The following is an 11,600-nucleotide window of genomic DNA, read 5'->3' on the forward strand; positions in this document are numbered from 1 at the left end:
AATGCCACAAAATAAAATCATTTTAGGTTCAGAAGAATGGTGTTCGTTTCCGGAACTTGGTATTCCGGCCATCAAAGCCCGTGTGGATTCGGGTGCCAAAACTTCGGCTTTACACGCCATCAATATCGCGCCTTTTGTAAAAGAAGGCGAAAATTGGGTGAAGTTCGACATCAATCCGATTCAGAACAACCTAAAAACCGTTATCCATTGCGAAGCCAAACTTATTGACAAACGCATTGTAAAAAGTTCGAGCGGTTTTCGCGAACAACGCTATGTGATTCAAACACAGCTTAAAATTGGCGATGATGTTTGGACCATAGAAATGACGTTAACCAACCGAGATTCTATGGGTTTCCGTATGTTATTGGGTCGCGAAGCTATGAGTGGCAGGATTTTAGTCGATCCGGAACAAAAATATTTACTGGGACAAACTACCACCGAAAGTCTGAAAGATTTATACCAAAATGCCATCGCCAACAAATCCGGTTTGCGCATTGGTGTTTTAGCCAGTAATCCGGAATTGTACAGTAACAAACGTATTATGGAAGCAGGTGAAATGCGAGGACACGAAATGCATTTCCTAAACATTAAAGAATGTTATATGAAACTCGATGCCATAAAGCCTGAAATTCATTACCGCGGTGGAAAAATCTTGGATAATTTCGACGCTATTATTCCTAGAATTCGACCAAGTATTACCTTTTACGGTTGCGCCTTGACACGACAGTTTGAAGCGATGAAAGTTTTCTGTTTGAACTCCGCTGCCGCTATTACCCAATCGCGTGACAAATTGTTTTCCTTGCAATTATTATTGCACCACGGCGTGGACATTCCGACTACCGGTTTTGCCAATTCGCCCTTAGACACCGATGATTTGATTAAGATGGTGGGCGGTTCGCCTTTGATTGTAAAGTTGTTAGAAGGAACCCAAGGAAAAGGTGTGGTTTTGGCCGAAACCAAAAAAGCGGCCGAATCGGTAATTAATGCTTTTAAGAGTTTGAATGCTAACATTTTAGTACAGGAATTCATCAAAGAAGCCAATGGGAAAGATTTGCGTTTGTTTGTAGTAGACGGGAAAGTTGTGGCTGCCATACAACGTGAAGCGGCTGCGGGTGAATTCAGAGCCAACATTCACATGGGCGGCACGGCATCTGTAATCAAGCCTACTCCTGAGGAAAAGAAAATCGCCATCAAAGCTGCTAAGGCTATGGATTTAAAAGTGGCCGGTGTAGATATCATTCGTTCTTCGAAAGGGCCATTATTGTTGGAAGTGAATTCTTCTCCCGGATTGGAGGGTATTGAAGGCGCAACCAACAAAGACATCGCCGGAGAAATGATTAAGGCGATTGAGAAGAATTTTAAGCGATAGTTAACAGATACAGATGACAGATTTTAAGATGACGGATAACAGACAATTTTATGAATAAAAACCGACTTGAAGCCTTCAGCGATGGTGTATTGGCCATTATCATCACTATCATGGTATTGGAATTTAAAGTGCCGAATGACACTACTTTTGCATCAGTTATTCCGTTGTTTCACAAGTTTCTGAGTTACATCTTGAGTTTCATTTATGTTGGTATTTATTGGAACAACCACCATCATATGATGCATACCGTGAAACGCGTTAACGGTACTATTCTTTGGGCGAATTTACATTTATTGTTTTGGTTATCGTTGATTCCGTTTACCACGGCTTGGATTGGTGAACATCACTTTGCTCCTTTCCCTATGATGTTGTATGGAGTGATTTTATTGATGAATGCTATCGCCTATTCTATTTTACAAAGTGTAATTTTAAAACATCATGGCAAAGATTCGTTACTTTCAAAAGCCCTCGGAAAAGATTACAAAGGAAAAGCTTCGATAGTATTATATATCATAGCCGTATTAGCCTCAAAATATTACACAGAAATCTACGGAGCGATTTACATTTTAGTAGCGCTGATTTGGCTGATTCCGGATAAACGCATTGAAAAAATCTTTAGTGAAAACGAATAACAAGATACATGAACACAATCTCTCAACTCATCATCGGATTTATAGCTTTCGTACACCTCTACATCTTATGGTTGGAAATTTTTGCTTGGACAACTCGCGCCAAAAAAGTATTCAAAACCATACCCGAAGACCAGTTTGAGAAGACCAAAGTATTGGCTGCCAACCAGGGTTTGTACAACGGCTTTCTCGCTGCGGGATTGATTTGGTCGTTACTGATTGGTGAGGCAACTTGGAGTAAAAACGTAGCCATCTTCTTCTTAGGCTGTGTACTTGTGGCCGGCATTTACGGCGCGTTAACGGCTTCCAAAAGAATATTTTTTGTACAAGCCGTTCCTGCTATTTTGGGATTGTTGAGTTTACTCTTCTAAATCAATCGCAAAACTCTCCAAAAACGCTACGGAATTTTCAATGTCGTAGTGTAAAATTCGATCTTCCGTTACCAACGGCACTTCTTCTCTATAGGATTTGACAAAGCTTTCTAAAAATTCACTCGATTGTAACGGTCTGCGATATTCTAAGGCTTGAGAAGCATTCATCAGCTCAATCGCCAAAATACGCTCTACGTTTTCCATAATCTTCAAACACTTTGTAGCCGCATTGGCGCCCATACTCACGTGATCTTCTTGTCCGTTAGACGAAACGATACTATCTACACTGGCAGGAGTTGCCAATTGTTTGTTCTGGCTGGCAATGCTGGCCGCAGTGTATTGCGGAATCATAAAACCGGAATTCAAGCCCGGATTATCTACCAAAAACGCCGGTAAACCACGCAACCCTGAAATCAATTGGTAGGTTCTTCTTTCGGAGATACTACCCAATTCAGACAAACCAATACTTAAAAAATCTAATGCCATTGCTAAAGGTTGGCCATGGAAATTCCCTCCTGAAATAATTAAATCTTCGTTTTTAAAGATATTCGGATTATCAGTAACCGAGTTGATTTCAGTTTTGAATACTTTTTTCACGTATTCGATAGTATCTTTCGAAGCACCATGTACTTGCGGAATACAACGGAACGAATACGGATCTTGTACGTGTTCTTTGTGGCGTGATATTAACTGACTGCCTTCTAACAATTCGGTCATTCGGTTCGCTGTTACAATTTGCCCTTTGTGCGGGCGAACATAATGAATCAGCTCATTAAACGGTTCTATTCTTCCGTCAAATCCTTCTAAAGAAACGGCAGCAATAACATCGGCTAAATAGGAGTATTTCATTGCTTTAAGCAAAATGAAACAGCCATAAGCACTCATAAACTGGGTTCCGTTTAGCAATGCCAAACCTTCTTTCGATTGCAATACAATCGGTTGCCAACCCATTTTCTCCAAGACTTTTTTGGCCGGTTGACGGAATCCGTCGTAATATACTTCGCCTTCACCTAACAGTGGTAATGACAAATGGGCTAAGGGCGCTAAATCGCCACTCGCTCCCAAAGAACCTTGTGTATAAACTACGGGTAAAATATCGTGATTGTAAAAATCCACCAAACGTTCAACCGTTTGCAACTGCACACCGGAATGCCCGTAACTCAAGGATTGGATTTTGAGTAACAACATCAGTTTAACGATTTCCTGCGGTACTTCTTCACCGGTTCCGCAAGCATGCGACTTCACTAAGTTTTCCTGAAGCTGAGACAAATTTTCATTAGAAATTTTCACATTACACAACGACCCAAATCCGGTATTGATGCCGTAAATCGGAGTTTCATTAGACGCCATTTTTTGGTCTAAATAATCACGACATTGTTGGATGTTGATTTTGGCTTCTTCTGAAAGGGCTAAGGTTTTGTGCTCAGAAATGATCTCTTGTAAAGTCTCTAATGTCAACACATCGGTGCTGATGTAATGCGAATGCTCCATTTTGGTTAGGATTTAAGGCTCAAAATTCAGCAAACGAGGCGTAAAAAGCAACTATTTAACCGAGTATTTTTTGCTAAATTATCAAAATCATTGTTAAATAATTTAAAATACAAATATTACACAGGAAAATAGCCTTTATTATTAAAATATTCTCAAAAATTTAAGAAAAGCTTTTTTAAATTATAAAAATTTATACTTTTGACACATGATGTTATCAACCAACACACACTCATTCTCTCCTACAACCACCACTATGGTTGCGGTTTTGGTTACGACTACATCAACTACCACTACCCCGTTTGGGGTATAATTTTCACATATAATCCGAAATTTAAGGACTCTCGATTGAGGGTTAATTTATCATCTACAATTCACATTAAAAATCATGATTGTATTAAAATTTGGCGGTACTTCTGTAGCCAATGCCCAAAACATCAATAAAACCCTAGACATTGTTGCTCAAAAAAGCAAAGAAAACAAACTGGCCGTTGTGGTTTCTGCCTTTAGTGGTGTAACTGATTTGCTGATTTTAGCCGGAAAAACCGCTTCAACCAAAGACAAAGCTTACAAAGACATTGTCAGTCAATTAGAGCAAAAACACAAAGAAGCTATAGACGAACTGGTTCCACTAAGTGAACAAAGCGACATTATCGATGCGATTAACCACCACATTAATCACCTAAAAACCTTGTTGGACGGCTGTTATCTTTTGGGAGAATTATCAAGCAGAACCGCTGATATAGTAGCTGGTTTTGGCGAATTATTATCGTCTCAAATTATTGCTGTGGCGCTAAAGCAAAAGGTCAGCAACTCGACTTTTAAAGACAGTCGGGAATTGATTAAAACTAATGCCAATTTCGGTAAAGCGGCAGTCGATTTTTCTATCACTAATACTTTAATCGCTGATTATTTCAAAAATAACAACGCCCAAGTTACATTGCTTCCGGGTTTTATCGCATCGTCATCTGACGGCAATACCACTACTTTGGGACGCGGCGGTTCCGATTATACTGCAGCTATTATTGCAGCAGCCGTGAAAGCGGAAATCTTGGAGATTTGGACCGATGTTAACGGTATGTTTACGGCCAACCCTAAAAGCGTCAAACAAGCGCAACCTATCGAAACCATCTCCTATCAGGAAGCGATGGAACTGTCGCACTTCGGGGCTAAAGTATTGTATCCGCCTACGATTCAGCCGGTATTGAAAGACAACATTCCGATTTTTATTAAAAACACTTTTGAACCGGAAGCTTACGGTACCTTAATTTCCAATTCAACCGAAAGCTCAAGTAATCCGATTAAAGGAATTACACACATCGACAATATTGCATTGCTTACACTCGAGGGCTCAGGAATGATTGGTGTTGCCGGTTCCTCTAAGCGTTTGTTTGAGGTATTATCCAACGAAAACATCAATGTGATTTTCATTACACAAGCGTCTTCTGAACACTCTATTTGTGTCGGGATTTTAAGTTCTGATGCGGACAAAGCTAAAATCGCCATCGACCAAGCGTTTGAAATGGAAATCGCTCAAGGTAAAGTTGATCCTTGTATTGTTGAAAAAGGATTGTGTATCGTGGCTTTGGTGGGCGAAAATATGAAAAACCACCAAGGTATCAGCGGTAAAATGTTTAGTACTTTGGGCAAAAATAATGTCAATATCCGAGCCATTGCCCAAGGCGCTTCCGAGCGAAACATCTCAGTAGTCATCAATGAAAAAGATGTCAAGAAAGCACTGAATACCTTACACGAACGATTCTTTGAAGACAATACCAAACAGTTGAATTTGTTTGTAATGGGCGTTGGAAACGTAGGTGAAAAATTCATCGATCAAATCAGTCAACAAAAGAAATTCTTGAAAGAAAACCTGAAAATCAATGTGCGTGTTATCGCTTTATCAAACTCTCGCCAAATGGTATTTGATGAAGAAGGATTGAACTTGAAAGATTGGAAAGAGACGTTAAACCAAGGCGAAACGGCGAATCCAAAGGACTTTATTACACGTGTAAAAAAGTTAAATTTACGCAACAGTATCTTTGTTGATATTACAGCCAATCATGAAATAGCCGGTATTTATGACCAATTCCTGAGTCAGAATATTGCGGTAGTGACATGTAATAAGATTGCCTGTTCTTCAGAATACAATCATTATAAAAACCTCAAAAATCTGTCCCGAAAATACAATGCCCCGTTCTTGTTTGAAACGAATGTAGGAGCCGGATTGCCTATCATCGATACCTTGAAACACTTGATTGCTTCCGGCGATAAAGTCAACCGAATCAACGCTGTATTGTCCGGCAGTTTGAACTTTATTTTTAATAATTTCAGCGATAGTTATAACTTTCACGACGTCGTAAAAGAAGCAGGAGTTCAGGGATTTACGGAACCCGACCCGAAAATTGATTTAAGTGGTGTAGATGTGGCCAGAAAGATATTAATCCTCATTCGCGAAAGTGGTTATCAAATGGAAATGGAGCAAATTGAAAACAACTGTTTCCTACCGGATGAATGTATGCAAACCACCAACAATGATGACTTCTTTACTTCACTAATCAAGCACGAAAATCATTTCAATCAGTTACTCAAAGAAGCGCAAGCAAAAGATTCTCGTATTAAATTTGTAGCCAGTTTCGACAATGGTAAAGCTGCTGTAGGCTTGCAATTCATCCCGAAAGAAAGTCCGTTCTACAACTTAGAAGGAAAAGACAACATTGTAGAGTTTTATACTGATCGCTATGTAGACCAACCTTTAATCATCAAAGGAGCCGGTGCCGGTGCTGCGGTAACTGCTTCAGGGATTTTTGCGGATGTGGTTAGGATTGGAAATGTTTAACTAAGTTACTGAGTAACTGAGTGCCTGAGCAACTAAGAAAAACTCAGTAACTTAGCTACTCAGACACTCAGCAACTCAAAAAAAAATGAACGAAATTAAAATATTCTGCCCGGCCACTATCGCCAACCTCAATTGTGGTTTTGATGTCTTAGGACTTTGCCTTGAAGGTATTGGCGACGAAATGGTGATACGCCAAACAACCGAAAAAGGCATTCGTATTACCAAAATCACCGGAGCCGATTTGCCTTTGGAAACAGCAAAAAACGTAGCCGGTGTTGCTGCTTTAGCTTTAGTAAATACAATTAACCCTGATTGCGGATTCGAAATTGAAATCCACAAAAAAATCAAAGCCGGAAGCGGTATCGGGAGCTCTTCAGCAAGTGCGGCGGGAGCTGTGTTTGGAATAAATGAGCTTTTAGGCCGACCGTTCACCAAACCTCAACTGGTTGATTTTGCCATGAAAGGAGAAGCTTTAGCCAGTGGTTGTGAGCATGCCGACAATGTAGCGCCTTGTGTTTTAGGCGGCTTTACTTTGGTTCGCGGTTACAATCCATTAGATGTGATTAAAATACAAAGCCCGAGTGAATTGTTCGCTGTGGTATTGCATCCGCAAATTGAGCTCAAAACTTCCGATTCCAGGGCTGTTCTTCCGAGTGCTGTTCCATTAAAAGACGCCATAACGCAATGGGGTAATTTAGGCGGATTCATAGCCGGCTTGTATACTAGTGATTATTCACTAATTAGTCGTTCCTTACGAGATGTAGTCATTGAACCGCATCGCCACAAACTCATACCCGGATTTGAAAACGTCAAAAATGCTGCACTGGACGCCGGTGCTTTAGGCAGTGGAATTTCAGGTGCCGGACCTTCAATTTTTGCCTTGTGCAAAGGACAAGATAAGGCTGAAAAAGTAGCATATGCTATGAGTAGCAGCTTTCTCGATACCGGAATTGCTTTTGATTTTCATATTTCAAAAGTAAATGATGAAGGCGTAAAAACAATATAAGAAGTATAAGTAGCGAAGTACATAGCGAACTGTCTTTCGCACTGCCAACTTCGTAAATCACACTTAAAAAATGCAATATTTCAGTTTAAATAAAAATGCGCCCAGAGTGGGCTTTGAAGAAGCGGTAATTCAAGGATTAGCCCCTGACAGAGGTTTATATTTCCCGGAATCCATCACGCCGCTTCCCCATTCTTTTTTTAAAAACATCGAGAACTTAAGCCGAGAGGAAATTGCTTTTGAAGCCATCAAGCAATTCGTTGGCGATGAAATTCCTGAAAACGAACTCAAACAAATCATAGCCGAGACACTTTGCTTTGATTTCCCTTGTGTGCCGGTTGAAGAAGACATCTACTCATTAGAACTTTTTCACGGACCAACGATGGCTTTCAAAGATGTCGGCGCCCGATTCATGTCGAGATGCTTGGGCTATTTCAATCGCCACAGCGATAAAAAAGTCACTGTTTTAGTAGCCACTTCCGGCGATACAGGCGGTGCCGTTGCCAGCGGATTTTTAGGTGTAAAAGGTGTTGAAGTAATTATACTATATCCTTCAGGTAAAGTCAGTGAAATACAAGAACGTCAACTTACTACGTTAGGAAAAAACATCAAAGCTTTAGAAGTTGACGGTGTATTTGACGATTGCCAGGATATGGTTAAAAAAGCCTTTTTAGATGATAGCCTAAAACACAAAAATCTGACATCAGCCAATTCCATCAACATTGCCCGTTGGTTGCCGCAAATGTTCTACATCTTTTTTGCTTACCAACAATTAAAAAAGCACAACAAACCACTCATATTATCCTGTCCGAGTGGCAACTTTGGCAACATTTGTGCCGGTATTATGGCCAAACGATTGGGTTTGCCTATTGCCCATTTTGTGGCTTCAACAAACGCTAACGATACTGTCCCGCGATTTTTAGCAGCCGGTAACTACGAGCCGAAACCCTCAGTAGCTACTATTTCTAATGCGATGGATGTGGGCAACCCGAGTAATTTTATCCGAATCCAACAGTTGTACCGTTTCAATCTAGAGGAATTTGAAAAAGACTTCACCTCCCACTCGTTTTCTGATACAGAAACCGAAAAAGCCATACAAGACATTCACCATCGAACGCAATATATAGCCGAACCTCACGGTGCTGTAGGTTATTTGGGATTGAAAAAAGAAATGGCTAAACAGTCTGATAGCCTTGGTGTTTTCCTCGAAACAGCCCATCCGATAAAATTCTTAGATGTGGTTGAACCGTTACTGGATTTGAAATTACCGATTCCGAAACAAATAGAAAGTGTTTTGGATAAAGAAAAAATTTCGGTAAAGATTAAGACTTACGAAGATTTGAAAACGTTTTTATCTTAATTGCAAAATGAAAACAAAGGTCAATCTATTAGCTCTAGTGTTATTTTTTGGTCATTTCATGATGGCTCAAAATGATAGCATCAAAACTGCTAAAAAGATTTTGGTAGCCTCGGATTTGAATATCATCACTTATCTAACAGAAAACGATAGCACTATTTTTTACAATGAAGACGAGCCTTTAACTAAGTATTTCAATCTTGAATTAATTGACAAAAAGTTGTATCACGACAAAAAGAAAAGGGCCGTTTCATTCCTTTTAGCCAATACTACTGCACACAAAAAAGTGGACGGCACCATTACTTTACCTTGCCAAAAAAAGACCGTTACCTTTACTGATCTTCCCTCTGAAGAAGAAACCCATCGCATGTATGAGTACATCGGAGAAATAACTGTGCTCAACTCCTATGTGGTTTACGGAATGTATTGGGAAGATCATGACTATAAATTAATCGATAAAACCAGCGGAGAAGAAATTAAAGTCTTTGTTGACTTCCCAAACATTTCAGCTGATAAGCAAAAAATTCTTTGTCTTGGCGCCAATATCTATGAGAATACGGCCGATTTGGATTTTTATACAATCGACAAGAAAAAGATGGTCCAGAAAATGAATGCCGCCTTTAAGTATTGGATGCCTGCAGGCGAAGTTACCGATATGTTTTGGAGTACTGATGGCTACTTCTATTTACCGATTGTAGCTTCAGCAAATTATTGGAAACCCGATGGTAATTTGAATGACCAATGGCAATACATCCGAATTAAACCTTTGCCATAATTCAATTACGATTTAGAATCGCCGTTTAACAAAAAGTGATTTCACTTATATTTGTCCAAAATCTTACCCAATGAAAAAAACAATCTCTTTATTAGCCTTCTTTCTCATCTTATCTTCTTGTGGTGTTCGCCAAACCCGTGACTTGTTGACTTCAGGAGATTATGACGCTGCCATTCAAAATGCTGTAGAAGGTTTGCGTGGTAACAAAACCGCTAAAGGCAAACAAGACTATGTGTATATGCTTGAAGAAGCTTTTGCCAAAGCCAAAGAACGCGATTTACGCAACATCAATTTGTGGTTCAAAGATGCTAATCCGCAAAACTTAGAGAAGATATACGAGACTTACGTCCAACTCAACGCGCGTCAAGAAAATATCAGACCATTGTTGCCCTTAAAATTGTTGAAAGAAGGTCGAGATGCCATTTTTCCTTTTGACGATTATTCGGATCAAATTGTAAGCAGTAAAAATGCTTTGGCCAAATACCTGTATGACAATTCTAAAGCGCTTTTAGCCAATAAAGACAAAATGGTTGTGCGTCGTGCTTATGACGATTTAATGTATTTGAAAAATTTAAGTCCGAACTTCAAAGACACCGACAAACTCATTGAAGAAGCGCGTATCAAAGGAACTGATTTTGTAAGTGTGTATACGAAGAACGAGACCAACATGGTCATTCCGGTACGTTTGGAAAATGACTTATTGGATTTCAGCACCTACGGTTTGAACGACAAATGGACAGTGTACCACAGCAATCGCGTTAAAGGCATTAATTACGATTACGGTTTGGTGGTGAACTTCCGACAAATCAACATCTCGCCGGAACAAATCAAAGAGCGCGAACTGCAAAAAGAGAAAGTGATTAAAGTTGGTCTCAAAAACCTACTCGACGCCAATGGCCACGTGGTAAAAGATAGTTTAGGCAATCCGATTAAAGTAGATGATATGCGCACTATACGCGCTACGATATACGAATTCTCGCAATTCAAAGCTTGTCAGGTAACAGCTAAGGTAGATTACATCGATTTCAACACCAATCAATTGTTGCAAACGTTTCCTTTAGCCAGCGAATTTACTTTCAACTACATGTACGCCAAATACCGTGGTGACAAACGCGCTTGTGAGCAGGATTATTTTCAATATTTCGATCGAAGAGCAGTGCCGTTTCCGTCTAACGAACAAATGGTATTTGACTCCGGCAACGATTTAAAAGCCAAACTAAAAGACATCATCACCCGAAACCGATTCAGGAGATAAAAAAAGCCGTCAATTAAGACGGCTTTTTCATTATATGTTGCTGCTAGATAAAATCCACTAACTTGGTAGCATCAATGCTTTCGTGTGAACGATCATATATCGCTTTACCGTCTTTAATTAGAATCAATTGAGGCGATTGGTGATATACACCGAATCGATTGGCTATTTCATTGGAAATGTCGCGATGTTCTAATAAGTCTAAATAATACGGCACTACTTTTTCTTCTAAATCAAACTCTTGCTCAAACTGACGCAGCGCCATACGGCTGATACTGCAGCGGGTGCTGTGTTTGAAAATCACCACCGGTTTTTCCGTAGATTCATTTACAATCTCGTTCAGCTGACCTAAATCGGTCAACGCTCGCCATGCCATGTTGCTTTCCTTTTCCGGTTCACCTGAGCCACCAAACATATTTTTAAACAAACTCATATCTTAACCTTTTTAACTCATTATCAAGACATAACGTCATCAAGAACGTCAAACTGTCCTCTATAAGGACAAAGATAACCAAAAAAA

At 39.8% G+C, this 11,600-nt stretch carries 10 protein-coding genes; 8 read left to right on the forward strand and 2 right to left on the reverse strand.

Features of this window, described 5'->3' with window-relative positions; all coding sequences use genetic code 11:
• The first annotated feature begins 1 nt into the window (after window position 1).
• The 3 genes from rimK to SK086_RS08260 are packed head-to-tail and all read left to right on the forward strand — an operon-like array spanning window position 2 to window position 2,369.
• A complete protein-coding gene (gene rimK / locus SK086_RS08250; RefSeq protein ID WP_290873488.1) occupies window positions 2-1,369 on the forward strand; it encodes a 30S ribosomal protein S6--L-glutamate ligase in 1,368 nt (455 codons plus the stop codon).
• 50 nt (window positions 1,370-1,419) lie between these two features.
• Complete coding sequence (locus SK086_RS08255; protein WP_324690875.1) at window positions 1,420-2,001, forward strand: TMEM175 family protein; 582 nt, start codon at window positions 1,420-1,422, stop codon at window positions 1,999-2,001.
• A gap of 8 nt (window positions 2,002-2,009) precedes the next feature.
• A complete protein-coding gene (locus tag SK086_RS08260; protein WP_324690876.1) occupies window positions 2,010-2,369 on the forward strand; it encodes a DUF1304 domain-containing protein in 360 nt (119 codons plus the stop codon).
• Here the strand turns inward: SK086_RS08260 and hutH are convergent.
• Window positions 2,358-3,860, reverse strand: a complete 1,503-nt coding sequence (gene hutH / locus SK086_RS08265; RefSeq protein ID WP_324690878.1) for a histidine ammonia-lyase — start codon at window positions 3,858-3,860, stop codon at window positions 2,358-2,360. The genes SK086_RS08260 and hutH overlap by 12 nt on opposite strands.
• A 385-nt stretch (window positions 3,861-4,245) precedes the next feature.
• Between hutH and thrA the strand changes: the two genes are divergently transcribed.
• From thrA to SK086_RS08290, 5 genes are all read left to right on the forward strand, one after another.
• The gene (gene thrA, locus SK086_RS08270; RefSeq protein WP_324690879.1) at window positions 4,246-6,693 is read left to right on the forward strand and encodes a bifunctional aspartate kinase/homoserine dehydrogenase I; all 2,448 of its coding nucleotides are present in this window, start codon (window positions 4,246-4,248) and stop codon (window positions 6,691-6,693) included.
• Window positions 6,694-6,778: 85 nt separating this feature from the next.
• Window positions 6,779-7,699, forward strand: a complete 921-nt coding sequence (locus SK086_RS08275; protein WP_290873504.1) for a homoserine kinase — start codon at window positions 6,779-6,781, stop codon at window positions 7,697-7,699.
• Between the two features lie 70 nt (window positions 7,700-7,769).
• Window positions 7,770-9,056: a threonine synthase gene (gene thrC / locus SK086_RS08280; protein WP_324690881.1), complete on the forward strand. Its 1,287-nt coding sequence runs from the start codon at window positions 7,770-7,772 to the stop codon at window positions 9,054-9,056.
• 7 nt (window positions 9,057-9,063) lie between these two features.
• A complete protein-coding gene (locus tag SK086_RS08285; RefSeq protein ID WP_324690883.1) occupies window positions 9,064-9,828 on the forward strand; it encodes a hypothetical protein in 765 nt (254 codons plus the stop codon).
• A gap of 70 nt (window positions 9,829-9,898) precedes the next feature.
• Window positions 9,899-11,083 (forward strand): hypothetical protein, encoded by a 1,185-nt coding sequence (locus SK086_RS08290; protein ID WP_324690884.1) that lies wholly within the window; start codon window positions 9,899-9,901, stop codon window positions 11,081-11,083.
• Window positions 11,084-11,126: 43 nt separating this feature from the next.
• Here SK086_RS08290 and ytxJ read toward each other — a convergent pair whose 3' ends face one another.
• The gene (gene ytxJ, locus SK086_RS08295; RefSeq protein ID WP_324690885.1) at window positions 11,127-11,513 is read right to left on the reverse strand and encodes a bacillithiol system redox-active protein YtxJ; all 387 of its coding nucleotides are present in this window, start codon (window positions 11,511-11,513) and stop codon (window positions 11,127-11,129) included.
• Window positions 11,514-11,600 lie beyond the last annotated feature (87 nt).

It is taken from the genome of Flavobacterium cheonhonense, from assembly GCF_035671315.1.
In the GTDB taxonomy this organism is placed as follows: domain Bacteria; phylum Bacteroidota; class Bacteroidia; order Flavobacteriales; family Flavobacteriaceae; genus Flavobacterium; species Flavobacterium cheonhonense.